Origin of the sequence: Maribacter litopenaei (assembly GCF_025244665.1) — a bacterium.
In the GTDB taxonomy this organism is placed as follows: domain Bacteria; phylum Bacteroidota; class Bacteroidia; order Flavobacteriales; family Flavobacteriaceae; genus Maribacter; species Maribacter litopenaei.
Genome location: NZ_CP104205.1, coordinates 1,862,161 through 1,887,173 on the forward strand (window position 1 = coordinate 1,862,161; position 25,013 = coordinate 1,887,173).

Annotated in this window: 33 protein-coding genes and 1 pseudogene; 4 read left to right on the forward strand and 30 right to left on the reverse strand. The window is 40.5% G+C overall.

Annotated elements, in window-relative coordinates; genetic code table 11:
* Positions 1–241: 241 nt before the first annotated feature.
* From NYZ99_RS09995 to NYZ99_RS10010, 4 genes are all read right to left on the reverse strand, one after another.
* A complete protein-coding gene (locus NYZ99_RS09995) occupies positions 242–1,060 on the reverse strand; it encodes a hypothetical protein (RefSeq protein WP_260575115.1) in 819 nt (272 codons plus the stop codon).
* 216 nt (positions 1,061–1,276) lie between these two features.
* On the reverse strand, positions 1,277–3,067 hold the full coding sequence (locus NYZ99_RS10000; protein WP_260575116.1) for a hypothetical protein: 1,791 nt from the start codon (positions 3,065–3,067) through the stop codon (positions 1,277–1,279).
* Positions 3,068–3,138: 71 nt separating this feature from the next.
* Positions 3,139–4,065 carry a hypothetical protein gene (locus NYZ99_RS10005; RefSeq protein WP_260575117.1) on the reverse strand — a complete coding sequence of 309 codons (927 nt, stop codon included), beginning with the start codon at positions 4,063–4,065 and terminating at the stop codon, positions 3,139–3,141.
* Between the two features lie 272 nt (positions 4,066–4,337).
* Positions 4,338–4,547, reverse strand: coding sequence for a helix-turn-helix transcriptional regulator (locus tag NYZ99_RS10010; RefSeq protein ID WP_260575118.1), 210 nt, complete (start codon positions 4,545–4,547; stop codon positions 4,338–4,340).
* Positions 4,548–4,740: 193 nt separating this feature from the next.
* On the opposite strand from NYZ99_RS10010, the gene NYZ99_RS10015 reads away from it, so the two are divergent.
* On the forward strand, positions 4,741–4,974 hold the full coding sequence (locus NYZ99_RS10015) for a hypothetical protein (protein WP_260575119.1): 234 nt from the start codon (positions 4,741–4,743) through the stop codon (positions 4,972–4,974).
* A 32-nt stretch (positions 4,975–5,006) separates the two neighbouring features.
* Here the strand turns inward: NYZ99_RS10015 and NYZ99_RS10020 are convergent, their stop codons facing one another.
* The 3 genes from NYZ99_RS10020 to NYZ99_RS10030 form a co-directional block, all read right to left on the reverse strand.
* Positions 5,007–5,657 carry a hypothetical protein gene (locus NYZ99_RS10020; RefSeq protein ID WP_260575120.1) on the reverse strand — a complete coding sequence of 217 codons (651 nt, stop codon included), beginning with the start codon at positions 5,655–5,657 and terminating at the stop codon, positions 5,007–5,009.
* Positions 5,658–5,992: 335 nt separating this feature from the next.
* The gene (locus NYZ99_RS10025; RefSeq protein WP_260575121.1) at positions 5,993–6,265 is read right to left on the reverse strand and encodes a hypothetical protein; all 273 of its coding nucleotides are present in this window, start codon (positions 6,263–6,265) and stop codon (positions 5,993–5,995) included.
* Positions 6,262–6,624, reverse strand: a complete 363-nt coding sequence (locus tag NYZ99_RS10030; RefSeq protein ID WP_260575122.1) for a hypothetical protein — start codon at positions 6,622–6,624, stop codon at positions 6,262–6,264. The genes NYZ99_RS10025 and NYZ99_RS10030 overlap by 4 nt, the downstream gene beginning before the upstream one ends.
* Positions 6,625–6,834: 210 nt before the next feature.
* Here NYZ99_RS10030 and NYZ99_RS10035 point away from each other — a divergent pair, with 210 nt between their 5' ends.
* Positions 6,835–7,908: a serine hydrolase domain-containing protein gene (locus NYZ99_RS10035; protein ID WP_260575123.1), complete on the forward strand. Its 1,074-nt coding sequence runs from the start codon at positions 6,835–6,837 to the stop codon at positions 7,906–7,908.
* Between the two features lie 45 nt (positions 7,909–7,953).
* Here the strand turns inward: NYZ99_RS10035 and NYZ99_RS10040 are convergent, their stop codons facing one another.
* Entirely contained in the window at positions 7,954–8,514 is a 561-nt protein-coding gene (locus NYZ99_RS10040; RefSeq protein ID WP_338039448.1) for a DUF6642 family protein, read from the reverse strand.
* 142 nt (positions 8,515–8,656) lie between these two features.
* Here NYZ99_RS10040 and NYZ99_RS10045 point away from each other — a divergent pair, with 142 nt between their 5' ends.
* On the forward strand, positions 8,657–9,445 hold the full coding sequence (locus NYZ99_RS10045; RefSeq protein ID WP_260575125.1) for a DUF481 domain-containing protein: 789 nt from the start codon (positions 8,657–8,659) through the stop codon (positions 9,443–9,445).
* Between the two features lie 94 nt (positions 9,446–9,539).
* On the opposite strand, the gene NYZ99_RS10050 is transcribed toward NYZ99_RS10045, so the two are convergent.
* The 17 genes from NYZ99_RS10050 to NYZ99_RS21755 form a co-directional block, all read right to left on the reverse strand.
* Positions 9,540–10,316 carry a hypothetical protein gene (locus NYZ99_RS10050; RefSeq protein ID WP_260575126.1) on the reverse strand — a complete coding sequence of 259 codons (777 nt, stop codon included), beginning with the start codon at positions 10,314–10,316 and terminating at the stop codon, positions 9,540–9,542.
* 101 nt (positions 10,317–10,417) lie between these two features.
* Entirely contained in the window at positions 10,418–11,326 is a 909-nt protein-coding gene (locus tag NYZ99_RS10055) for a hypothetical protein (protein WP_260575127.1), read from the reverse strand.
* Positions 11,327–11,424: 98 nt separating this feature from the next.
* On the reverse strand, positions 11,425–12,792 hold the full coding sequence (locus NYZ99_RS10060) for a WD40/YVTN/BNR-like repeat-containing protein (RefSeq protein ID WP_260575128.1): 1,368 nt from the start codon (positions 12,790–12,792) through the stop codon (positions 11,425–11,427).
* Positions 12,741–13,466 (reverse strand): hypothetical protein, encoded by a 726-nt coding sequence (locus NYZ99_RS10065; protein WP_260575129.1) that lies wholly within the window; start codon positions 13,464–13,466, stop codon positions 12,741–12,743. The genes NYZ99_RS10060 and NYZ99_RS10065 overlap by 52 nt, the downstream gene beginning before the upstream one ends.
* A 167-nt stretch (positions 13,467–13,633) precedes the next feature.
* Positions 13,634–14,137, reverse strand: a complete 504-nt coding sequence (locus tag NYZ99_RS10070) for a WD40/YVTN/BNR-like repeat-containing protein (protein WP_260575130.1) — start codon at positions 14,135–14,137, stop codon at positions 13,634–13,636.
* Positions 14,113–14,463, reverse strand: a complete 351-nt coding sequence (locus NYZ99_RS10075) for a WD40/YVTN/BNR-like repeat-containing protein (RefSeq protein ID WP_260575131.1) — start codon at positions 14,461–14,463, stop codon at positions 14,113–14,115. The genes NYZ99_RS10070 and NYZ99_RS10075 overlap by 25 nt, the downstream gene beginning before the upstream one ends.
* Before the next feature lie 155 nt (positions 14,464–14,618).
* Positions 14,619–15,344 (reverse strand): class I SAM-dependent methyltransferase, encoded by a 726-nt coding sequence (locus NYZ99_RS10080; protein WP_260575132.1) that lies wholly within the window; start codon positions 15,342–15,344, stop codon positions 14,619–14,621.
* Positions 15,345–15,355: 11 nt separating this feature from the next.
* Entirely contained in the window at positions 15,356–16,045 is a 690-nt protein-coding gene (locus tag NYZ99_RS10085; protein ID WP_260575133.1) for a gamma-glutamyltransferase, read from the reverse strand.
* Positions 16,039–16,785 carry a gamma-glutamyltransferase family protein gene (locus NYZ99_RS10090; RefSeq protein WP_260575134.1) on the reverse strand — a complete coding sequence of 249 codons (747 nt, stop codon included), beginning with the start codon at positions 16,783–16,785 and terminating at the stop codon, positions 16,039–16,041. Before NYZ99_RS10090 ends, NYZ99_RS10085 begins: the two co-directional genes overlap by 7 nt.
* Complete coding sequence (locus NYZ99_RS10095; RefSeq protein ID WP_260575135.1) at positions 16,745–17,053, reverse strand: gamma-glutamyltransferase; 309 nt, start codon at positions 17,051–17,053, stop codon at positions 16,745–16,747. The genes NYZ99_RS10090 and NYZ99_RS10095 overlap by 41 nt, the downstream gene beginning before the upstream one ends.
* Positions 17,054–17,247: 194 nt before the next feature.
* Positions 17,248–17,547 (reverse strand): 3-keto-disaccharide hydrolase, encoded by a 300-nt coding sequence (locus NYZ99_RS10100; RefSeq protein ID WP_260575136.1) that lies wholly within the window; start codon positions 17,545–17,547, stop codon positions 17,248–17,250.
* Positions 17,544–18,026, reverse strand: coding sequence for a 3-keto-disaccharide hydrolase (locus NYZ99_RS10105; RefSeq protein ID WP_260575137.1), 483 nt, complete (start codon positions 18,024–18,026; stop codon positions 17,544–17,546). Before NYZ99_RS10105 ends, NYZ99_RS10100 begins: the two co-directional genes overlap by 4 nt.
* A gap of 184 nt (positions 18,027–18,210) precedes the next feature.
* Positions 18,211–18,336, reverse strand: a complete 126-nt coding sequence (locus NYZ99_RS10110) for a hypothetical protein (RefSeq protein ID WP_260575138.1) — start codon at positions 18,334–18,336, stop codon at positions 18,211–18,213.
* A 2-nt stretch (positions 18,337–18,338) separates the two neighbouring features.
* Entirely contained in the window at positions 18,339–18,734 is a 396-nt protein-coding gene (locus NYZ99_RS10115; protein WP_260575139.1) for a hypothetical protein, read from the reverse strand.
* 28 nt (positions 18,735–18,762) lie between these two features.
* Positions 18,763–19,314, reverse strand: a complete 552-nt coding sequence (locus tag NYZ99_RS10120; protein WP_260575140.1) for a FecR family protein — start codon at positions 19,312–19,314, stop codon at positions 18,763–18,765.
* A gap of 82 nt (positions 19,315–19,396) precedes the next feature.
* Positions 19,397–19,825 carry an ACP S-malonyltransferase gene (locus tag NYZ99_RS21750; protein WP_338039421.1) on the reverse strand — a complete coding sequence of 143 codons (429 nt, stop codon included), beginning with the start codon at positions 19,823–19,825 and terminating at the stop codon, positions 19,397–19,399.
* On the reverse strand, positions 19,806–20,270 hold the full coding sequence (locus NYZ99_RS21755) for an ACP S-malonyltransferase (RefSeq protein WP_338039422.1): 465 nt from the start codon (positions 20,268–20,270) through the stop codon (positions 19,806–19,808). The genes NYZ99_RS21750 and NYZ99_RS21755 overlap by 20 nt, the downstream gene beginning before the upstream one ends.
* Positions 20,271–20,456: 186 nt before the next feature.
* Here NYZ99_RS21755 and NYZ99_RS10130 point away from each other — a divergent pair.
* Positions 20,457–21,324, forward strand: a pseudogene (locus NYZ99_RS10130) (DUF808 domain-containing protein).
* Positions 21,325–21,337: 13 nt separating this feature from the next.
* Here the strand turns inward: NYZ99_RS10130 and NYZ99_RS10135 are convergent.
* The 5 genes from NYZ99_RS10135 to NYZ99_RS10155 form a co-directional block, all read right to left on the reverse strand.
* Positions 21,338–22,183, reverse strand: coding sequence for an MORN repeat-containing protein (locus NYZ99_RS10135; protein WP_260575141.1), 846 nt, complete (start codon positions 22,181–22,183; stop codon positions 21,338–21,340).
* Positions 22,184–22,218: 35 nt separating this feature from the next.
* Entirely contained in the window at positions 22,219–23,049 is an 831-nt protein-coding gene (locus tag NYZ99_RS10140) for a DUF2490 domain-containing protein (protein WP_260575142.1), read from the reverse strand.
* A 164-nt stretch (positions 23,050–23,213) separates the two neighbouring features.
* Positions 23,214–23,798: a hypothetical protein gene (locus NYZ99_RS10145; protein WP_260575143.1), complete on the reverse strand. Its 585-nt coding sequence runs from the start codon at positions 23,796–23,798 to the stop codon at positions 23,214–23,216.
* Complete coding sequence (locus NYZ99_RS10150; protein ID WP_260575144.1) at positions 23,749–24,633, reverse strand: hypothetical protein; 885 nt, start codon at positions 24,631–24,633, stop codon at positions 23,749–23,751. Before NYZ99_RS10150 ends, NYZ99_RS10145 begins: the two co-directional genes overlap by 50 nt.
* Positions 24,521–24,982, reverse strand: coding sequence for a hypothetical protein (locus tag NYZ99_RS10155; protein WP_260575145.1), 462 nt, complete (start codon positions 24,980–24,982; stop codon positions 24,521–24,523). The genes NYZ99_RS10150 and NYZ99_RS10155 overlap by 113 nt, the downstream gene beginning before the upstream one ends.
* Positions 24,983–25,013: the final 31 nt, after the last annotated feature.

Sequence of the window (25,013 nt, forward strand, 5' to 3'; positions counted from 1 at the left end):
ATTGTTTATCCCAACTTATTAATAACATAATTATCCAAGGACCTTTTAAAAGCTCAGCTTTCCGTATATGAGCAAATTGTTGAAACATTTGGTTTAGCAGTATTTTTAAACGTCTAGTGGATATTTTAAAATATGAGCAAGATGACGCACTGGCATCACAAGATAATTTCTAAGCACTTGCTCAAATACTCCCCTAATTGAAATTTTATTTCAGCTCCTTAAATATTATGTCAAATAGAATTTATTTCAACAAATATTTTTTACTTTCCTCATTACTCATTATAAAATTCCTCCATCGCTTTTCAAAAGTTAAATATTTGTCATCAGGTTGCACATAAAGTAAATTGAACCAGTCAACAATATCGTTAGGCTGAATTTTCATTCCCTTAGTAGTTTCTAATTTCTTAAAATAAGATTCTGTAACAATCATAAACAATTCAATTTTAGTCCAATCAAATTTGTCCCAATCAACAGAGTATTTCCTTGTTTCTGTATAGTCATTAATAAAAGATTTGAACATTTGTCTATTTATTTCAGAACCATCAATTTTCAAGTGCTCTTTTTTTCCAATACTCGTGTTAATGTTTTTTCTTAGCTCTATCAAGTCTTGATTGCCAATTTCTGCTAATTCCTTTGTAATTGTCCTTTGACCTTGACATTCCTTAATTACCTTGGTTTTTATTTCTTCATCAATTAAATCATCCTCTTTTATTTCTCTACTTAAAAGCTCACTAAAATCTTTTAGAATTTTAAATAAATTAGGAGATTCACCTGAAGTATAGTCTTTAAATTGATTCTGAAGCACAAAATCAAAAGGATTTTCGGGTATGATAGATCCGCCATTGTCATAAATAATCCTCACTGTGTTTTGATAAAATTTTGGCAACTCGACCATGACCTGAGAGGTTGCCAATTCTATCAATGAAAAAGCGGTTGGTGATAATTCGTAATCTTCAGGTGACGAATATTTACCAGCACTGATTTGAAACCAAACGTTTGTATCACAAACAACACGAGGTTTCTCCTTTTGATAAATAATCTTTAGCCTCGTCTTTACCATATTTGTGAGCTTCAGCTCCCTTTCTTTTTTCTTGATAAAAAAGTAACAAAAAATCAAGAAGAAAATATGCTTCAGTGCGCTCTTTGTGCCTTATAGCTTCGCTATTTGGGCGTAAACGCCCACACACAAAGCCCAGGGCAATGGCTCTTTGTGCCAAGCCACAAATTCACCCCGACGCCGGCCCGCATTTTCTTCAGGCCTAGATAACTTTTTAGATCAAAATTTCAAGAAATGATAAAAATCTTTGTTTTTAATCTCCAACTCAAATTTGACTAAAACTTTAATTAAAACTGAACTCTTAATAAGCAAAAGCGCTTGATCTTTAGTTACCTCATATCCTTCACTATTTCGCCATTTTGTATCAAATTTGGTCATTTCGTCCTCTATAACCTCTTCTGACAACTCTAAAACGTCTACAAAAAGTTCATTGTGAAACCAATTCTTATCTTGATATATAATGAAATTTATAGCTTTTTTTAAATCAATTATAAGAAGACTATCATTAAAAAAAGAAAGATTACGTACTACAGATATGGATCTATACTTAGCTGTAATAAATTTGTCTTCTGCATTTCCTAAAAATTGAATCTCATTTTCAGCATTAAGTAATTCTATAGCCTTCCAATTCATGAAAATCAAAAGTTGGTCTCTATCAGGATAAAAATTATTAATTAATTCATCTAATTTTATTTTTAAATTTTCTGTTTCCAGATTATGTTTAGCCTCATTGAGCTTGTTAAAAAACAAGCCTTCTAAATTTCTTGCCGAAATTGCTCCAACATCATTTACTCCATAAACCATTTTATGCCCTTCCTCGGTGAACATTGATTTCATTTTCGAATAGAGTCTAAAATGTCCAAAGAAATCAAGTTCTTTATTATTCTCTCTATACTCTACACAATCAAACGTTTTAAGTATTGAGGGTATTAGGTTACTTCTTTCCCACTTTTCACCAACTTCACCTATAAAATTTTCAATTTTTTTCTCGGAAAGTGGCTGCTCAGAAATGAACTTGTAATGATTTAATTCACCTATTTTCTTCAATTCCGATAGAGAACCAACAATGTTGTCCTTACTAACCTTGAAATTTTCTTCAATATTTGTTTTTGAGGAACTAGGGTATAGAATTTTACCCCATTTATCAGATAAATCCTTTTCAATACTTATAAAAATATCTTGAACATCGTCAGATAGATAGGAATAAATATCAGATTCGATTTCGATAGGTCTTTCAAAATTTATAATTGAACTGAAACTTGGATTTTTTAACAGAAAAAATATAAAACCAAAATTCAACCAAACTCTACTCGATAAAGCAAAATAAGCTTTACCTGGCTTATGTTGTTCAATTTCCCAGTTTTCAATTTCCAAAAATTGATGAAAAACCTTTTGTCTCAATTGACCAAAAAATTCATAGAATTCAATATTTCTATAGAAATTAAATTCGTTTAAGATATTTGTTTGAATATCAAATTCTTTTAGATTAGTAAAATCAATTTTATTTCTATGGTATAGATAAATAATCCAACTTAATAAAATGAAATAAAAGCTTCTGTGAATAAATAAGGCTTTTCTCATTGAATCACTACGCTCTTCATCAACCTCAGATATTGAAAAACTTGAGGTGATTTGATTTATTTCATCAAAAATTTTTGTGAAATTAGAATAATCTTTAGCATCAATCATTAACTTCATTAGTTGGATACAACCCCAATAATTTGTTTCCAAGAATGCGAGCTGTTTTTCGAAGTCTATATGCTCCCCTCTCTTGATTATAATACTCGTGCTGATAGCGATTTCCCGATAATTAATGCCTAATAAATCAATTAAGAAATTTCTATATTTTTGGTTTATATAAGGGTAAAGTCTCAATGGCAGAATTAACAATGCTGTATAAGTGGAAAGACTGCCTTTTGATCTAGCGCTATATAATTTACCTCTAAGAAATAGTACAAGCCTTCTGAATATTACTTCATTATCAAGCCGAACAGACTCGTTTATGGCCAAATACAAATAGTTTGTAATTTGGTTTAGGTAAATTTTATTGTCGTTACCGTAGTGGCTACCAATAAACATTATTATGAGAAATTTTCAATATATAAATCAAATGCAATATCTAAATACTCTAGAGAGTCTGTGACACCCTTTTCATCATTCTTTGAAACATGCTGATTAAGGCTGTCATACAACTTATTTAACACCGAATCTGCGATTTCTTTAGAGTGTTCATAATCAATGTTTTTCTTACTAGTAAATAAAAAGCAGGACAAAATCTTTTTTCTTAATTTTTTTGACTCATCTTTTGGGCTCTCCAACCCCATTAATAAATAATCATTATTACTTGGGAAAGTTTGATTCAAATGAATAGGAACAAATACATTTTCACCTTTATAACTAATGTTATGATGCATAAGTTTATTCACCTTAACATCTTTCAAATATTTTACATCTGACGTTCTATCCTTAAAAAAATATAAAACCCCTTTTTGAGATTCTGCTCCAAAGAAGTATTCTGCATTACTAGTTTCTTTATACCCAAATTTTGAGCATAAGCTTTTATATATATTTAAACTATTTGTTAGCTTAAGTTCTTCATAGATATATTTTGAACATATTATTTTCAAATAATCTATATTTATTTTCTTGAGTTTATCCGGTCTAATTATTAGAAAAATTCTGTTATATAAATAAACCAAAAGCAATAAAAAAGTAAGTGTTAAATAGAATGAAACAACAAGAAGATTCTCGACAGAGGATTCACTTAAATTAAAGACCAACATTTTTTGTATTACAAAATAAATAACCAAGAAAAAACCATAATAAGCCACAAACTCATAACCTACATATGAAATAATTATATTTAGATTAAACTCCACGGTGCTCTTCAAAAAATTAAATAGAAATGTGGTAACGATTAATGTAATTGAAATAAAGGTTCCTACATATAAAAGATATTCATGTAAATATTGAGAGGCATTAACGGCATCTATATTTATAAAGTTCAAATATTTCAGAATGGGTATATTTTTGAAATCAAATGTGAAGTATACGTTTAGAAAAAATATAACTGAAAAAAAAATAACGAAATGATACCATTTAGAAGATGAAAATATTTTTTTTTAATTCTATTTATATATTTATCTCTAAATACACAGTTAAAGATTTTACCGTGATTGGTGCGGAGATCTTTTCTGAAATGTTTTGAAAGGGTTAACATGAATCATTATTTGTGTTAACTAAAAATACTCTTCACTCTTTACTAAAATATTTTGCATTGTTATAAAGTAGAAATGAGAAGTTCTCTTATATCTACACCGAGAGCCTCCGCTATTTCTCTTAATGTTTCTAGAGAGGGCTGCATTTCGTTTGTGCACCAACGAGAAACAGTAGTCCTGCTCTTCCCAACTTTTTCAGCCAACCATTTATTGGTTCTGTCCTGTTCTGCTAGGACTACTCTAATTCTATTGATTGGCTTTTTGGTGCTCATTTGAATCGTTTTACGTTAAATATGTATCATTTTAAACAAACTTAGTTTTCTTATTCACATTTAATAACTAACTTTAAATGATATAAATGATTCGTTTTAATTATATATTATATCATTTTACTTTAATATTTAATATTTAAACGACATATTTTTTTCTTTATGTTTTTTTCAACAATTTAATAACCAAAACTATATGACTCCCAATGAAATTAACCTACTTCCCCTAATATCCTACTTTGATGAATGCCATGAGGGAGATTTGCTTTCCTTTACAAAATGGTTGGACAAGGCTATTTATATGTTTCACTACCTTCCAGCTGATACTTTTTCAGAAGTGGAACGCCAAAATGTTTGTCATGTGCTTATGGAATTAAAAGAAGCTGTTTTGAAAATCAAGGTTGAGCAAAGTAATTTTCAAGGTGTTTAAAAATTCTTAGAATTGTTAATTCAAATTCAGCTTTATAAATAATAAAAATTCCAAGAAAGAGGTAATTTCCTATTGAAATCCAACTCCATTATCTTATGTAATAACCCAACTCTATGACCTGCACCAACCATTAAAACAGCAGTATTAAATTTATTTTCATGAAAATTTTCATGAATTAATTTTATCCAGTGATTTTCACGATAGTTATTCCATTTCACCCATTTAACATAGTCCAAAGAGAGTTCTTTATTGTTTTCTTTGGCTATTATTTCTCTCTCCATTAATGCTTTATCAAAGTTGATTTTATCGTTTTTCTTACTATTTAAAAAATTGTATCCCTCTTTGTAAGTTTCATCTATTTGAATACTCGTTGCATTCTTATAATTCTCCATTTTTTCAATGATCCAATCAAATATTTCATCAATGCGTTCGTCACCTACAACAATACCATGAATATCAACAGGAACTATTTTAATAGAGTGGTCTGCTAAAATTTCCCTAATGATTTTTATTTCAGGAGGGTTAAATTTCTCTTTTGCATCTATCATTTCAGAAAACACCTCCGGTGGTGCTTCACAAAAAATTACCTCAGGTGAAATCTCCTCTATGATTTCGAGCAATTTTTCAGATGTACATGCTCCCTCTTCAACATGATAGGTTCCTATTACAACTACAGTGCTCATAAATCTACGAATTTGATTTATTTTAAGTCAAATGTTAGACCAACTAGTGATATTTTTTGTTTCTCACGAAAACACTGACAAAAACTCAATCAAAACATTAAAAAGGTGTCAATGTGTCCATTCCATACACTTTCACCTCCCCCACTCTGCGGGTTCGGCAAAACAGTATTCCACTATATTTTTAAAAGGAAGTTCTTAGAAGAAATTTTTCAGGAAGTGCGGAACAAACTTTCGCTTTTACCAAAGCTCAAGTTACATAACGCGAGAACATTATAGTACATCTCAAGTTATTCGCAAAATGATTAATCTTTGGATGTTTGAAATTTCATTCCTATTCAGGTAACCGGTTCTTTATAGTCCCAATTTGTCCCATATGGTTGGCCGAGTGTTCCATAACATGATACCGAGATATAACGGTAGTTCAAGCCCTCCTCAATATTTGAGGCGAACCGGACATCATCCTTGGTTTTGAGCAAGGCCAAGGTTTTTTGCCGTACATCATCCCATATATCCAAATAATGGCCAATGGGCTCCCCTTTGAGCATATTATTTACGTTGGCATTCAGTTCCCCGGCAACACCAAGGCTTGCAAGCTCGGCTTCGGTCATTCCCTCCCCTCCAAGGTGGCAACCTGGTAATAGGATTCCGTGGACACCAAATGCATGATCAATGCCCCTATGCTATTGGCTTGTGCATCATATTGGAAATCTGTCTGTGTTTGGTCCAAGTCCTTCACCTGTTCGGTAATGCGGGCCTTTAAATCTTCTAACATATAGACCATGCTACCAATGTTTGGCGCGTAGCCTTCCACAGACTTTAATTCACCCTGTGCATTTACACATAGCATCGGTAGAAGTAGCAATAGGAGACTCATTTTTGTTGTGAAGGATTTCATGGTTGAAGGTTTCAAGTGAATATAGGGCAGAAGGTACTTGAATCCCTGGGCATTGCCATAGGTATTTACCATTTTGACAGGTTTTTAACAGTGTTTCCCTTCCTATGATCCCCTACCCTTACATTCCGCCCAAACCCATACAACAAACGGTAGGTCAGTACGTTATAACATATGCTTCTACCCCATTGTTTTGAGCGGGAGTTTCAGGGATATACGCAAAAAACGTACCCATAAATGCGGAGTCGGAACATTGACAATAAAGAAGTTTAAAAAATGAAAGCTATGAAACAAACCTATTTGCTTTTGGTACTAGTGCTTGGTTTGGTGGCCAGCTGTTCCACATCGGACGATGCGCCCATTGAGGTTCCCGACCCAACGATGTATTTTCCGCCCGTTGGAAGCAATGCTTGGGAAACCACAACGCCCAGCAGTTTGCAATGGGACGAGTCCCAAATAGACGCGTTAAAGGACTTTCTCATCCGGACCAATTCCAAATCCTTTATGATCCTCGTCAATGGGCGAATCGTAATGGAGGAGTATTTTGACGGCCATACGGCCCAAGAACCTTGGGAATGGAACAGTGCCGGAAAAACCTTGGTCTCCGCCACCACAGGAATTGCCCAGCAAAACGGGCTGGTCGATATCGATACCAAGGTATCCGACTATTTAGGGGAAAACTGGACCAGTATGCACCAAGAAAAAGAAAACCTGATTACCGTACGGAATTTGCTCACCATGACCTCGGGCATTGACGATACCAAACAACTGGTGGTAAAATCCAACCTTACCTATGTGGCCGATGCCGGTACCCGATGGGCCTACGGCAACGTTTTCCAAAAATTGATGGACGTGGTTGCTGCATCCAGCTCGACCGAATTTGAAACCTACTTTAACACCCACCTTACATCAAAAATCGGCATGGACGGGTTTTGGAACGAAGGAGCCATCTTTACCATTTTTCATAGTACCACCCGAAGTATGGCCCGGTTTGGGCTATTGAGCCTTAACGGCGGCAGCTGGGACGGCGAACAGATCATCGATGCATCCTTCTTTACGGAATGTGTGACCCCTTCCCAAAGTATCAATCCCTCCTACGGATATCTTTGGTGGTTGAACGGAAAATCGCAGTTTATGGTTCCTAGCCAGCAAAACGTATTTCCAGGATCCTTGGTTCCCAATGCCCCATCGGATATGGTGGCGGCCATGGGTGCCAAAGACCAACGTATCTATGTGGTGCCCAGTAAAGATATGGTGGTGATACGTATGGGCAATGCTTCGGACCCGGATAATCCCAATTTTGCGGTATCGGGATTTGACAATGCGCTTTGGGAAAAAATCAATGCCTTGATTAATTAGAGCATACCCACCTACGCCATTAGAATACCCTAGCCCAAAACGAATTCAATAGTACAGCCTAAAATCCAGGATTTTACAGGCATCATAATGCCTCCGGTGTAATTCCTCTACCACCTCGAACATATCATCCTCTTCCTTAAAGAGGTTAAAGAAGGCCTTATCAAGATTAGCACTGCTAAGGCCCCGAGAAGGATTTCCATAGCCGGAAACCGCCTTGGCATTGGTGATGTCCAAAAAATACTGAGCCTCCTCTTCCTCCAGATCCAGTACCTTGGCATTGGAAAAATGCAAGATCTTACCCCGAAGCCTTCCCTCGAACAATTCCGCAATTTCCTGCAGCGAATAATAGTATCCATTTAAGCAAATACTATTGGCCTCCCCCGTCATTACCAAATAGATAATTTCATAGTCCTTAAAATGATGGTCGTCCATGACTAGGGCATTGAGACTGTCCTCCGGACCTTCTATGGTATCGCAGGTTTTATAAATACTGGTCACCCCGTATTGCATGGCCAAGTGCTCCAGGTTCTTTTCAACTTCTGTAACCTGGTCTTGCTCCACATCCTCCACCGCTTCCAAGCAGTAAATGAATTTTTCGGAGTCCATGGGATATTCTTGGGGCAATTGCCGTCTTTTTTCTAGCACGTTCAGGTTTTTTGCCAATGTACTAAATCAGCTGAAAAATAGTGTCATTGTTACAGTTTCTTTAACCTTGAAAGACTCTTCAATTTAAATACCTTTGCCCACTATGAGAAACACGGCCCACATGAACGGATGGAAAACCCTCGTCCACGGACTTTTTTTGTTTTTTATGACCCATGTCGCAAGCGGCCAATTGGTAAATATCGAGTCCAAACGCATGCAGACGGATTCCACCCGGTTTGCGCTTAAAAGTGATGTGTTGTTTGATTACACGAACAACAACGGGGATTATATCGTGCAAGTGGCTTCCAACCTTACCACACAGGTAAAGTCCAAGGATTTAAAGAAAATTTACTTTTTTATCGGGAACTATAAACTCATCCGGAGTCAAAATCAGGATTTTCAGAACTCCTGGTTCTTTCACGTGCGCTACAATCAAAAACTGACGGATGTATTCCGTATGGAAGCCTTTGTCCAAAACCAACGCAACACATTGTTGACCATTACGAGCCGAAATTTGGTGGGAGCCGGTATCCGATTAAAATTCCTTTCCAATGAATATACGAAAGCCTATTTTGGGAATTCCTATATGTATGAAATCGAGGAAGTGGCCCAAACCGACCAGCGGTTCTTTAACCACCGGAACAGTAGTTATGTCTCCCTGAACCAATCGTTCAAAAACACCAAACTGGATATTACGGCTACGGTCTATTTTCAGCCCTTGTATACTGACATCGGCAACCACCGTATTCTAGGTCAGGTGAAAGCGGAATTGCCTATCAGCAAGGTCATTAGTCTTTCTGCCCTCTATAATTATTTCTACAGTAGCTTTTCGCCCATCCGGGAAAGCGACCGCTCCTCCAACCTAAGCTTTGGGCTGACGTTTACGATGTAGGAGCGCTTCGTAATCCGTGTCCGATGTTATACACCTCACACCTGACTAAAGATGTTTCATAAAAGAAAATAGGGGTAAGAAAAAGTTGATGGATCTACAATATCGGCGCATTCTCCAACCAACGTTGCAACAGAATGTCGTTTTGTGAAATGGGCACTAGATGAAAGGTATTGAACTTCTTGAATACCCGGGATTCCTTTAAGGGTTCCATGTGCACCGCTATCGGTGCCGGATAATTGGAATGGATCAGGAACAGTTCCCCTTCCCGTTTTAGGAGATAGCCCACATGACCTTTATCGAAGCCAATGAAATAAAGTCCGTCTGAAGTTAGGACATCAATTTCTTTCCATGCTTTTTCGGAATCCTCCTGTACCACCTTGATAATCTCGGCCCCACAGCTGATCATCCTGGCCTCGTCCAAAGGTGATTTTTGGGCCAACCGAAAGCGATTCAGATTGATGCCCATATCATTCAATGTAGTGGATATAAAATACCCGCACGCAATTTTACCCTGATTGGGAACCGTGGTATGTCCGCCAAAGCTCCAAGGGGTACCATACCAATGCGGAATGATTTCATTGACCAACTGATAGGTAAAGGCTTCTTTCACCTGGTCGAGAGAAATGTTTCCGGACCTAAAATCTTCCTGTAAACGCAAGCGAAGTGCATTAGTGGCCAATTTGGTATCCGTATAGGAAACTGCTAGACTATCCGGGTCAATCCCTACGAATGCCGCTTTATTTTCGTCCTTGACATTGATGGCAAGGTGCCAAGTTTTTTTCACCTCAAAAGATGCATCCCCTTCCCCTCCATTTTTGGCTATAGATGGAAAAGTAAACAACAAGGAACAGACTAACGAAAGAAAAAACATGATTTTTTGGATTCCAATGTACAACTCAAATAGGCTAACGTAATAACTACGAATTAAGTACTTGGAAAACGTTAAAACACAGGTGCTTATATGTAGAATACCTAAATATCCAAGTTGACGCCCCACCAAACCTCATAATCCCTAGGAACCAAAGGCCGATAACTTTGAAAACCTTGGTCGGCAATTTTGAGTCCTTCAATTTCATTTTTTTCATTCCGCACATAGGCAATAAATACGAAGGAATGTCCGTAAGGGTCCAGTTTCTTGACATCGGCACCCTTTACCACCTTTTCATAATCCTCTTGAAAGCGCCGGACCTGCATCAAGGCCCCGGGCCGCAACGCTCCTGCCCACACGCCCTCTGTATCCACCAAGGTTCCCATGCCAGCATACACCAAGGCACCAGCGTTACCCTTGCCCCTGTATTCTTCAGGAAGACTTCGCCATCCCTTTTTGGTATCGGAGGCGGACACATAGAGCAAGTTATATACTTGTTTGGGCGTGTATTCGTCCGTTCCCATATATTTTGGCAAATCCTGATAAACGGAATGTCCATGAACCTCTCTATAGGCCTGTTCAAAACGATTTTTACTTACGGCTAGACAATGCCCATTAGGTTCCTTGTTCTCACTATTGTTGTAATTTTCCACGATTTTTTGCGCTACCGGACTTATTGGTACTTCATCAATAGTTTCTTTTTTCTCAATAGTCAAATTATCGGTATTGGCCAATTCTAATGAGTCTATGGGACTGGAAGAAGGTAGTTCCACTTCCCTTATAGGCAGGTTGATGTATCCATGATCATCAAAATCATAGATCCAACCATTGGGATGCGCCTGGTTCTCATTGCCTTGCTCCAAAACCATGTTCTCTTCCGGAACGCCAAGAGTTACCTTTTGCTTTACCTTTTGTGTGGTCGTACAACCTGTCAAGACCAAAACAATGGCAATACATCCTCTAAAACACTTGCCTAATTCTGAGAGTCTTGTGGATACTGAAATATGGGTCATTTATAGGATAAGGTTCTAATTACAACTTTATACGAATATCTTAAAACGTTGCAAAGATATGTCCGTATCGTTCTAATTTTCATAAAAACAATAGCCCTTTACTTGTAGGTTGAATTCCATAGTTCCACCATTTCTACAACTCGTTTATCCAAAAGGGCCGCGGCTTCCTGCGTGGCGGTAGTCGGTCGGGCATCAGTCTTTTGAAGTACGTTCAAGAGAAAGAGTAATTTGGATTGCAGGCCGACAATCGTTTCGTCTTCCAACTCCGAATCATAGATGCTCCCATAGATCAAGTCGCCATCCTCCGGGGCTCCGTCGCCTCGAAAGGCCATCAACTTTTCCTTCTTTCTACCTTTTGCCAAGCTCACGTCAATCGCTTCACGAATCTCCTGCAATCTCCCATAATCTTTATAGGTTTGCAGGGACAGGTCGGTTTGCAAGGCCAGGGCTTCCTCGCTCATTTCGGAACGGGGGTCCAGTTTTACCGTAATGTTTTTTTCCATGATTTCCCCGTCGACCTTCAGTTGGACGGTATACGTTCCCGGCGCTACAAAAGGACCTTCGGATCCGCTGGGCGTATCGTATTGCACAGCCGCAATGGCAAATGCACGATTGGCGCCCTGGGGTTCCTTATACCGGAGATTCCAAACAAATCGGTGGTGCCCAGGTTCGCCCGACAATCCTTTAAACGGACGTATCCAATAGGTAGGGTGCTGCATTTGGGTCGTATCCAACACTTCCGCCACGTCTTCACTGGAAAAGCTATTGACCAATCCCCCTTTCGAGTCTAATATGTTGAGTTCCAATTTTTGCGCATCGGACCCCAAATAATAATCGATCAAGGCGCCATCCAGCGGATTTTGTCCCGTAGGTTCCTCCGGGGGCAAGGGGGTGTCGCTGAACATATTGAACCGAACACGATAGGCATCACTGGGCTGAAATAAATGTACTTCGGAATCGGAACGACCGACCAACTCTCGTAGCGGACTAAAATCGTCCAAGATCCAAATGGAGCGGCCGTGGGTACCGATGACCAGATCGTTTTCATGCACCACCAAATCCCGAATGGAAGAAGCGGGCATGTTCATTCGGAGGGATTGCCAAGAAGCCCCATCATCCGCCGAAAAATAAACCTCCCGTTCCGTGCCCGCAAAGAGCAGGCCTTTTTGTTTTGGGTCCTCCCGTACTACGTTTACTGGTCCCGAGGGATGCATCCCCGTAACAACTTCTTCCCAAGTTTCCCCAAAGTCATGGGTCTTGTAGATATGGGGTTGCATATCATCCTTCCGAATGGCATTTACGGCCACATAGGCGGTTCCCGCATCAAAATGCCCGGCATCGATCTGTGAAATTTTATCCCAGCTAGTAATCGAGGTCGGTGTTACATCGGTCCAGGTGTTACCACCGTCCCGGGTCACCTGAATAAGTCCGTCGTCCGTTCCGGCCCAAATAATGTCTTTATCCAAAGGCGAGGTCCGATCGCATACACGATGGCGCGCTGCGGCATGTTTTCCATCGAGGCTGTTTTGTAATCTCCGACACTGGCCGGCACTTCGGGTCGGGTTCGCGTGAGGTCACCACTGATCTGTTCCCAATGCTGTCCCCCATCATGGGTTTTCCAAATAACATTGGTACCGAACAACAACATACTATCATCCGCCGGATGAAACAACAAGGGCATTGTACGCAGGTATCGGAATTCCCGGGAACGCAACACTTCGGGATCCACATATTGCGATTGCCCCGTTTTTTTATTGAAGCGAATCACCCGACCCCCATACACGATATTGTTATCCAATGGATCCGGGGCCACATAGGCATATTCATCGGCACCTACGCCCATAAATTCCCGGAACGAGATTTGCCCCCCATTGCTCCTACTGGCAATGCCAATGGCGCCACTTTCCTGTTGGCCCCCATATACCCAATACGGAAATTGGTTGTCCGTACTTACATGGTACAATTGTGACGTGGGCTGGTTGTACCATGAGCTCCACGTGTCCCCTCCATTTACGGTAATGACCGCTCCCTGATCCGCGGCAAAAAGCATGATATCCGGATACAGGGGATTGATCCATATCCTGTGGTAGTCGTCCCCGCCCGGGGCGCCTTTGATGGAGAGTGCACGTTTTACCGCCATCCACGGATTTGTACGAGGCGATATTGCCTACGAACACTGTATTTTCATCCTTGGGATGTACCTTGATTTCGGCAAAGTCACTGCCCCGACCCCATAATCGGCTTTCCGTGGTGACCAGGTTCCAGCTTTCGCCAGCATCGGCACTGGTATACACCCCGCCATTTTTCCTAGCATCCACCGTGGCATACAGGCGCTTTGAATTGCTGGCCGATAGCGCCACCCCTACCCTTCCCGCGACCCTCTTCCGCCCCGGGTAAACCTTTTTCTATTTTTCGCCAGGTGTCCCCGCCGTCCGTGGATTTATAGAGTCCGCTGTTAGGCCCGGAGAATTTGGCATTCTCCCAAGGTCCTTCCTGATGTTCCCACATTGCTGCGAACAGGATGTTGGGATCATTAGGATCCATTTCTACCTGAATGGCTCCAGTATGCCGGTCTATATACAAGGTCTTATTCCAGGTCTTTCCACCGTTGACGGATTTAAAAATGCCCCGCATTTCATTGGCCCCGTACGGATGACCCAAACCGGCTACATACACCACATCCGGATTAGTGGGATGCACGATGACTCGACTCACCTGTTGCACGTCATCCAATCCGATATGCTCCCAACTTGTACCACCATTGGTGGATTTGAACATCCCATCCCCTACGGCCAAGTCCGGACGATGCAATCCTTCGCCGGTACCGACATAAATGATATTGGAGTCGAGGGCGAAACCGCCAAATCCCCTACGGAACCGGTGGGCACGTCATCAAAAATGGGGTTCCAAGTCCGTCCGTAATCATCCGTTTTCCGGACCCCACCATTGTTCACCCCAATAAAGAATACCTTGGGTTGGGATGGTACGCCCACGGCACCTACGATCCTACCCCCACGAAAGGGTCCGATCATTCGGTATTCCAACTCCTGATAGTACGATGGGTCGAGCTGTGTAAATGACGGTAAGGATAACAAAAGGGCACAGGTAAACATGAAGATTCTCATCGGTGTGGTCATAGGAATGGTCTAATTAAAATACACGTTATTGAGCCGCTAGATAGCATGGCAAAATACGTATTGGTTTCAAGATAAAAAGATAGCACTTTTCTTCCATAGGCATGGCACTGTGCTACCAAATCCCTGGAATTTATTGGTACAAATGAAATATGAAGCTACTCCTTTACAAACACCATACAATGCTGCCATGGGAGGTTATCGTCATTCCGTTTCAATTGGAAGCCGGCAGCTTTAAATTCCTTTACGGCTTGGGCTTCGGTCATTTTATGTAGTTCCTTGATAGGGACAGATCTATCCTCACCACGGTACTCTATCAGAAAAACTTCACCATCCGGTTTCAGTGCTTTCTTGATGGAAGCAATCATTTCCTTTGGATAACTGAACTCATGGTAAACATCTACCATCAACACCTTGTCCACGGCATTTATGGGAAGGTTGACACTTTTTTCGCTTCCTTTAACCAAGGTGATATTGTCAATATCCTGGGCTTCTTTTTTGGTTCTCATAGCTGCCAGCATCTCTTCTTGGATATCGACTCCATAAATAGTTCCCTTATTTGCGATAAGGGCCATTTTAAAAACATGGTAGCCGGAACCCGCCCCGATATCCGCAATGACATCGGTTGGCTTGATGTCCATATTTTTAAGCAATTTGGAAGTGTTCTCTTCTTCCTCCCGTTCGGGTCGTTCCAACCAATTCATACCTTGAAATCCCATGACATGGGCGATTTCCCTCCCCATATACCATTTACCGATACCGTTGATGTCGCCTGCCTTGTATTCATAGTCGGACGTAGCCTCCTTCACCTGCCCCTTGCAGGAGCTGAGTACCAATACGCTAAGTATCAGTAAAACCGATTTGTATGTTGTTATGAGGTTCATATGGCACTTTTTTAATATCCGGCTGCCTGACCGTCCTTGCGGGACTCCGAAGCTCCGGAATACACCTTATTTTCCAAATCGATACCAATGGCCTGATATCCCCCGAACATACCTACGCCAAACCCGATACGATGGCCTTTTTTACGTAACTCCCGAAGGGTTTCAGGAGGAATACCGCTTTCAAGATAGAGTGTGCCGCCATTGGTCATTTTAGACCCTGTGGGTTGTGAACTCCCCGTGTGCCGCATTCGTGGGGCGTCTCCCGCCTCCTGCAAGTTCATGCCAAAGTCAACAACGTTCACTATAATCTGTGCATGGCCCTGGGGTTGCACGGCCCCGCCCATTAGTCCGAAACTGACCCATGGTTTACCATCTTTGGTGATAAAAGCAGGTATAATGGTATGAAAGGGACGTTTTCCAGGTTCCAGGGCATTGGCATGGCCTCTATCCTGCACATTGAACATTTGTCCCCTGTTCCGGAGAACAAAACCAAGTCCGTCCGGTACCATCCCCGAAGCAAACTCCGAATAAATACTTTGAATCAAGGAAACCATGTTCCCGTTGGAATCGGCTACCGTGAGATAGGTGGTATTTCCTGTTTCGATTTCCATATCCCCCGCAGGATAGGTATCTGCTGCTTTATCCGGATGTATCAGGTTTCTGCGTTGTTCGGTATAGGCATCTGACAACAGGGTTACCAATGGAATATTGTTGAAATCGGATCCGCATAAAACTTTGCCCGGTCCTCATAGGCAAGTTTTTTGGCCTCCGTAAGCACGTGCAGGTATTCGGTACTGCCAAAACCCATCCCCTTGATATCAAATCCCTCCAGAATATTCAAAATTTGCAGCGCAGCCGTCCCTTGTCCGTTGGGCGGCAGTTCCCAAACATCGTAGCCCCTGTAGTTTACGGAAACCGGTTCCACCCAATTGGAGGTATGGTTGGCCAAATCTCCATAACGTAAGAATCCGCCATGCTTTTTCATGTAACTATCAATGGTCTTGGCAATAGATCCTTTGTAATAAGCATCCCGACCCTCTTTAGCAATAAGCTGATACGTATTGGCCAAATCCTTGTTTATAAACACCTCCCCTTTCATAGGGGGACGGCCCTTTGGCATATAGGTATTAGCAAAACCAGGTTGATCCTTTACGGACTCATAACTGGAGGCCATTTCATAGGCAATAACCTCAGAAACCGGAAACCCATTATTGCCATAGTCAATGGCGGGCTTCAAAATCTCCTGCATGGAGAGTTTTCCGAATTTTTCATGGAGTTGAAACCAACCGTCCACACAGCCCGGCACCGAAACGGGCAAAGGATCGTAAAAGGGTACGTATTTCATACCGTTGTCCATAAAATAATCGATGGAGAGGGATTTTGGAGCCCTTCCGCTTCCATTAAAACCATAGAGCTTCTGTTCTTCGGCTGACCGAGACAATGGCGAAGATATCCCCACCAATACCGCAGCTTGCAGGTTCTACCAATCCCAATACCGCATTGGCCGCAATAGCAGCATCCATAGCACTACCTCCTTTTTTAAGGATGTCCAAAGCAGCTTGGGTAGCCAAGGGTTGACTGGTGGCTACCATTCCATTACGGGCCAAAATTTCGGAGCGGGTGGTAAAAGTTTCTCCGGTGAGTCGGTCTTGGGCATATAGCATATTCCCTATAAGTAGGAGCGCCATAAGGGTGGGTGCAATTTTCATTTTTAGCTGAATTAAGTCGCTTTATAGTATAACCAGGAAGCCCTAGTCTTCTTATTCCCTTAAATATAAGAATAGTGCAGGCAACTTGTGGCCATTCGTGAAAAAGAAATGCTGACTAGGGGTAATGCCTAAAGTAATTATTGATGGAACCGTTACATGTTTTCATTGACCATAAAGAGCAAAGCGTGAGTATCTCAATCTAATTCCCTGATTTTCATATCACGGAACCAGGATTCAAAGTACCAGTTTTGGAGGGCTATCTTTCCTTTGGTGGCCTTTCCAAAAGCAGGACGATCCTTAAAATTAGATGCTGCGATTGTATTTGTCCATTCGGATGAGCTTATATCTGCCTCCGCTGTGAGGGTACCATTGAGGAAGAATTGTATTTGGCCGTCTTTTTGTATGATTTTTGCCGTATTCCACTGTCCGGTGGGATTCGCCTTTGCCTTATTTTTTTGTGGAAATAGCCCCCAAAGACAACCCGGTCTTTTCATAGGGGTATTGGTGTCCATGTGTTCTCGTAGTCCAAAAGTTGATACTCAGATCCGGTTTCATAAGTTGCGGCATATTCAGGTGATTCCTGAACATTGACAAAAACCCCTCCGTTGCCCCGTAATCCCATTTGCCACTCGAACTCCAACTCGTAGTTTTCGAATTCGGTATCGGTCACCAAGTCCCCAAATACTTTGCTTTCATCGGTCGCGTTACAGTAAATGGTTCCATCTTTCACTTCCCATGCCGAGTAGCCGGTTGAATCAGGTTTGTTATACAGGTGCCACCCGTTCAATGTCTCACCATCAAAAAGTAGCTTCCACCCTTGTTCTTTCTCGATATCCAACAACTGGTTGTGAACCTTATTTTTAATTGCCAGCTCCTTGGAGCGTTCTATCTTGAATTTCTCTTTCTCCTGTTGTTTACAGGAAAATATCAATAGAAGTATAAAGCTTAAAAAAGGTAAGGTAATACGGTTCATTAAAGTGGTTTTTTTGGTACTTATGGATTTATCCTTTCAATAATGGCATTTTTTACGCCGGTTAAAAAAGGTATACTTCATCCAAAAGGTTTCTAAAGTAACCAAAAATACCTAATTGCTAGTACAAAATTTTCGGTGATAGCATTAAGGTATAATTTGTTTCGGTTCCTTTTAATAGAATAGTTCACTGCACCACAAAATCCCTTTTAAAGGTATCTTTGTATGTCCTTCGTTTTGATTGGGTTCCCATATTCTCATCGAACAAGCGATTAAGATTATTCCCTGCCAAATCCTCTAGCTTTGCGTTCACCACTAATCTATAGGTCCTAGAAATCCAAGAATACTCGGAGTAAACTCCGCTTTGGAGCCATCATCTGAAATTTCCCGCATTCCTGTAATTTCAGCCCCTGCCCTATTTTCTATGTGCAGGCTTTCCTGAGCCAATACAATATCTAAAGGTTCCTCAAATTCTATGGATAGAGCACCCTTACTATTCGATGGAGGTGCAAGCACCTTCCATTTATCCACTTGGGGTTTGGTAGCATCGCGATGGGTTACGTACCATTTTTTCTCATAAGGCTGCAAAGGCCTGCCATCCGCTGTTTTCCAACTATTTTTAAATCGAATGGTATAGGTATGTCCTAGGATAGCCGGAACGGATTGTGGGGAAGTATTGTAAAGGCAAAAACATGGCCCCCTAGCTCCCAAAAAAAGAAATTATTTAGTTCTTAAATTCTTATTTGAGTGTCTTCCCAGCTTTTTTAAACTCCTTGGATACCTTCTTTAGGGCGGGCTTTACCTCCCTGCCCAATTTCTTGAATTCTTTCTCCAAGGAACGGATCCACTTTCTATATTCCTTATCCGAAGTCAGTTCTTTAATAACCTTTTCCCCTTCGCTATAAATGGCTTTGGAATCACGTTTTATTTTTGAGCTGTTAAAATCGATCCTTAGTTCTACCAATCCTTTTTTTACATCGACCTCAACTTGCTGAGCCGTTGTTTTTACATTGAACTCGGTTCCCAAAACCACAACCTCTCCATGATCGGTAAGAACGGTAAATGGCAAATCCCCATGTTCCACTTCAAAAAAGGCTTCACCCTTTAATTTAATGGTTCCGGGCTGAAAGCTTTCCTGAAATGAAATGCTACTATGTTGGTTGAGGTATACCTGCGATCCATCCGGAAGTACGGTGGTCTCGTAATTTTCTTCTGTTTTTATTTTGATATTGGTGCCACAGCTAGCCGCAAATGCAAAGAGTAATAAATACAAAAATGATGCTATTTTCATTGAAAAACAATTCGTTATACAGTCCTTTAACGAAAATAGCCGCTTAAAATTCTGATTTAATTGGACATGGTAACCAAATGAACTAAAAAACTCCTTCAGTAGCCACCTTTGTGTTAATTTGCTTCGCAAGGCCCCTTAAGAAATTTCCAGGGCCTACTTCCGTAAATTTTGTAGCTCCATCGGCAACCATTTTGAGCATAGTTTGTCTCCAAAGAACAGGATGGGTCAACTGGTCTATCAAATTCTTTTTAATTACCGTAACGCACTGTGTGGGTCCGGCGGTTGCATTTTGATAAACAGGATAGATAGGTGCTTTAAAATTAGTGTTTTTAATAACCTCTTTAAATTCTTCGACTGCGGGCTCCATGTAGGGTGAATGGAACGCACCACCAACGGATAAGCGAATTATTCTAGAAGCTCCAGGACTTAGTTTCTCCGATACTTTTTTTATTGCCTCAAAATCACCTGAAATTACTACTTGGTTAAGAGTATTATAGTTGGCAGGAACCACAACACCAGTAGGTTTGTTGACATATATCCCTTACTATGACATCATAGAGGCCTATGACGACTGCCATACCGGTATTTTTGTCGCATACACGACCCATCGCCATGAATCTCTTTGAAATTAAACGCAAAGCCGACTCGAAACCTAGGGCTCCTGATAAGGTCAAAGCAGTTATTTCTCCAAGTGAATGACCTGCGACTATTTTCGGTCTAAAGTTTGTTCCCATTTTTTTTGCCAGTACATAGGAATGTAAAAAGACTGCTGGTTGCGCAAATTCTGTTTTTTTTAAATCGTTTTTGGAGCCATTAAACATAATGTCCGTAAGGGGAAATCCCAATATTTTATTTGCATTTTGAAAATATAACCTTGCCTCCTGGAAGTCGTCGTATAGTTTTTTACCCATTCCAGGATATTGAGAACCCTGTCCTGGAAATAAATATGCGTGCATAGCCCCGATTTTTTTTTTAAGAAGAAACCACTTTGTAAATAAATCAATTCTTATCCAATTCTAAATTAAAAAAGTTAATCGGTAAAATTATAGGGTAAGCCGTTATATGAAGGCACCGTTCTTCTTTTTAACATTAGAGCTCAAATATTTCAATGTCTTCCCTTATTTTTACCCAAAAATGAATAGATGGCATCAGGATTTTTTGCAGTACTGGACGATGTAGCCACCCTTTTGGACGATGTGGCTACCATGAGCAAGGTGGCTACCAAGAAAACAGCCGGAATTTTAGGGGATGATTTGGCAGTAAATGCCGAAAAGGCTTCCGGTTTCGTTTCAAAAAGGGAAATACCTGTGCTTTGGGCAATTACCAAGGGCTCCCTTTTAAATAAGATCATCATCTTGCCCATTGCCTTTTTATTAAGTGCTTTTCTACCTATAGCTGTAACCATCATCCTCATCCTTGGAGGGCTCTATTTGGCCTACGAAGGCGCCGAAAAAATCTATGAATTCTTTTTTCCGCACCCTCATGACGCACCAACACTTAAAGAGGAAGCTCCAAGCAAAGAGGATGTTCTCGGCATTGGAAAAGGAGAAGATTAAATCTGCTATTCTAACCGACTTTATCTTGTCCGTAGAGATAGTTATTATCGCTTTGGGTACGGTCATCAAGGAACCATTGACAACCCAAATTATTGTGGTGTCCGTAGTGGCCCTATTGGCAACCGTGGGTGTCTATGGTATTGTGGCATTGATTGTCAGAATGGATGAATTTGGAGTGCGCCTTATCAACCTCAATGAGGAGGATAACAGTATTTCTGACAAAATAGGCAGGTTCTTTGTAAATGCCCTTCCCGTGGTAATTAAATCCTTATCGGTTATTGGTACGATAGCCCTATTGTTGGTTTCCGGGGGCATCTTTGTACATAATGTACCTTTTTTACATCATGTACTACCAAACATTCCGTCTATCTTGGTGGAATTCGCAATCGGATTACTAGTAGGTTTTGTTGTTTTTCTACTGATTCAAGGGGTAAAGAAAATGTTTAAGAAATAATAATAGACAGCGTTTATCTTTCGTTGATCTCGACCAATTTATCCTCATTCCACTCCCCACTGGCCACTACGTCGCCTTCGGAATCGAAGAATTTTCCGGTACCACTTCTTTTGTCATCCTTCCACTGTCCAGCATATTTTTCACCATTGGGCCAAAAGTAGGTTCCGAAGCCGTTGCGTCTGTCATTTTCATATTCACCGGAATAATACTCACCATCGGGCCAAAAAAAGGTGCCATCTCCATGACGCTCGTTCTCCCTCCAATTACCTTCGTACCTGCTACCACTGTCCAATAAAGCTATACCGTATCCATGAGCCATGCCATTTTTTACCTGACCAATGTAATGTAATTGATTTCCCTTTCTGCTCTTAAAAGTGAGATATTCCCCAAACGATTTCTGTTGTAACTGTTTTTTAACACGTTCCAATTGTACCTTGGTTTTTTCAAGATTAAAACTTAGGGAATCAAATTGCCTAACAGCGTTATCCTTTGAAAGAAAATCCGATTTAAGACTGTCCGCATCCAACGTGCTGCTATCACTTATTATATTGGGAGCCTTATTTTGCTTTAGTAGTTTTTCTGCCAAGGCAATTCGCAATGGTATGCGCATTTTGTTTTCCTTTCCACTATGCATGGAGTCGCTGTAGGAACGTATCGCAGTTTCGTAATCTCCCTGCAGTAAAAGGGAATCTATTTCCACCAGGCGTTCAAAATCTCTTAGATTATTTGTAATAATCTTCTTTTCCCCCTGAAGTTGCGTGATTTGATGTTCTAATTGGACGGATTTATATACAAAAAGCATCAATCCTAATAATGGAAGGGCAATGGCAACGAAAAACAGCACTTTTTTACGTTTCATTTACAACATCAGTTTGGTACATAAATACATACGGTCTAATCTGTCATATGGATTTCAGGGAGCTTGTTTTTAATTCTTCTAAAGTCTGGTGAGAAGTACATATGAAATCTTAAGGTCCACCCTTGCTTATAATTACCACCATTGGCAAGATCCTGTCCTTGGGAATACATAAGTCCAGCTGCAAAAGTAAGTCTTGGTGTAGCAATGTAACCCGGAGTAGTAGTTAATCGTAGGTCCTCCATAGGACTTGCCACAACGGCCTTACCACTTTGCATAATCAGTTCCGCCTCCGGAGAAATGTAATACGTTTTTGGCTTGAGCTTAGTATCATTCAAGGGGATTTTAGCGCGAATCATATAGCGCCATCGATTTCTGAATATGTACTCGCTATTTTCGGCAAAACTTTGCGTCCATCGATGTTCAATACGAATCCTGTGATACAACATGGCCGAATATAGAGGCATGGCAAATTGATATTGGTGCCAAATACGCCATTCGGGTACTACATTCCGATCAGTTGATTCCTCGTCCGTATTAAAGTTAATCCTCACAACCCCACCTAAGCTAAAATTGGTCTTTTTGTCATAAATATATCCGATAGCATGGCGATTGTAAATCCGGCCGATTTGACCAATAAATGGGGTATTGACGGTTTCCTCAAACCTAAAATGGGTCCGGGCGTCCCGTAAAAAGCGCTTTCCGATCCTAATGTTACCATAGGTGTTGAACCATACTTTGGAGACCGGTTCCTTATACTTGGAATACTCAGGGAGTTCCACAGGTTCCGATTCTTGTGCATGGGTTAAGCATACCATCCCAAAGTAGAAAACAACGCATCCAAATAAGTCGAAAATTTTCTTCTTCATGCTATTCTTCTTTGGGTATAGTGAATTGATGTAGCAATTCTAAAACCTCCTCCGCATTTACTGACCTCTTAAGTTTGCGCTCCAATTTTCTTGTTTCCCGGTTTCTCAGATCCACCATCCTATTGTTAGTAAAAATGATTTGCTCGTTTAACAAGGCAATCTGTTCACACTCTATAGAATCCAATGTTCTCTGAAGGAAATAAGGTATTAGTATATCCGTATAAGCTTCCACAAGGCGTTTTTTCACTTCTTCCTCCATGACCGTAGCCATAAATGGGTTCCGAGATATCATCAGTGTAAATCGCCTTTATTTCTTGGGTTTTTGCCGGTAGCAATGATAGATTCGTTATTAGGGATTTGGTATCCTCCAAACAGGACTTAAGCTGTTCTCCAAAACGTAATTTCTCATTGGGATTGGCCATACCAGCATAAAATCCCAACTTTTTATTGGCTGATTCCCCCAAATTTTTGAAGGCGTTGGTATAATTCTCTGTAAAACCAGGCAGAAGTGAATCAATCTGCTTTTCGATGAGTGTATTTATAGAAACGAGGTCATTCTCCAACTCTTTGAGGGATTGCAGCTGTTTGTCATCAGATAGTTTATCTGCAAGTTGGGACAGAATGTACTCTAAGCTTTCTTGCGCGAATGCACTCAATTGTTCTATGGATAACAGGTCATTTCCATTGAATTCGTATTTTTCAGCGTCTCGGCAGCTGAAAAGAACTAGAGTCGCCGGACTCATCTCCATCCAAGCGAATGCTTTTATTAGGCATGCCCATAGGAAAAATCCGTTCCTGGATGGTTATTGGATTTACAAATTCAAAGATTTGATTTTCATAGAGATCCACATAGATAGAAAGGGGTTTAATAAACTTTGTCTCAATTTCCCGTGCAATGGAATACCAATATTGAGCTTGGTCATCCGTACGTCTAACGATATTTAAATGACTATTAGTCAATATCGTACTTGCTATTTCAGTGGCTCTATCAAAGTGCAAAGCGATATTTTTCAGCGATTCGAGTTGAAGACTGTCCAAAGGATAAACTGGCACTTTTACCTTCATGTTTGTCGCAAATGAAGTGGAACCTAACCTCGTAAGCAGACCATTGATTTTTTGATATTGCTCCCAGTTTTTGGAAAGTAGTGCAGTAATGCTACTTTCGTCGAATCTTTCTTGCAGGTTGTATTCCAATACTAATAAAAACCGATCGTCCAATGGTACCGTTCTAAATTGTGCCATTCCATTTTCAAATACCGCAACTTCCTTTCCTGTGGTATCGAAAACGATTTTTTGCAAAAGTCCTTCCTCAAAATACCAAACCTCATCTACTTCCAAGGCATTGCTGCCATAACTGATCCACTCATCATGGGCCATGCCGTTTCTTAAAAATCTACCTACTAAGGCACTGCTGTCATTTTCTATGTTAAAATTTTGCTGAGGTATTCCCTTTTCAAAATTGAAGGTACTTTTAAACAAGGTATTTGTTGCCTCTGAGTTTTCTACTTCTTGTATGGTAAGGTTCCACTCTCCATCTCGGAATACCCTCGGACAATAGGCCCTGTGCCATTTCTTGAGTACCACTTACCAAAATTCTATACTCAAAATCGACCACTTCACTCTTACTCTCAGAGGTATATTCCCCAAACTGAAATAGCCATGAATCGTTGGCGAAGGACTCCTTGAAACTTCCTTTAATAGTAAAAGATGAGTCCTGCTCCTGTAATAAGGTTTCTAAGTTGGATCTCTGAAATAGAAAAGACCCATCAAAAATGGTATCCGTATTTTTTAAAATATATTGGTAACTGGCATTGCCCGAAAATGTGCCTATTTGAAAAGGATCGTTGTAAACACTTCTTTCTTGAGCAATCAGTATGCACTGACATAAACCCAATAATAGGAACGTGAACGCTTTGTATGTAGACCTATACATATGGCAAAAGTACTATTTAAGGGGGATTTAT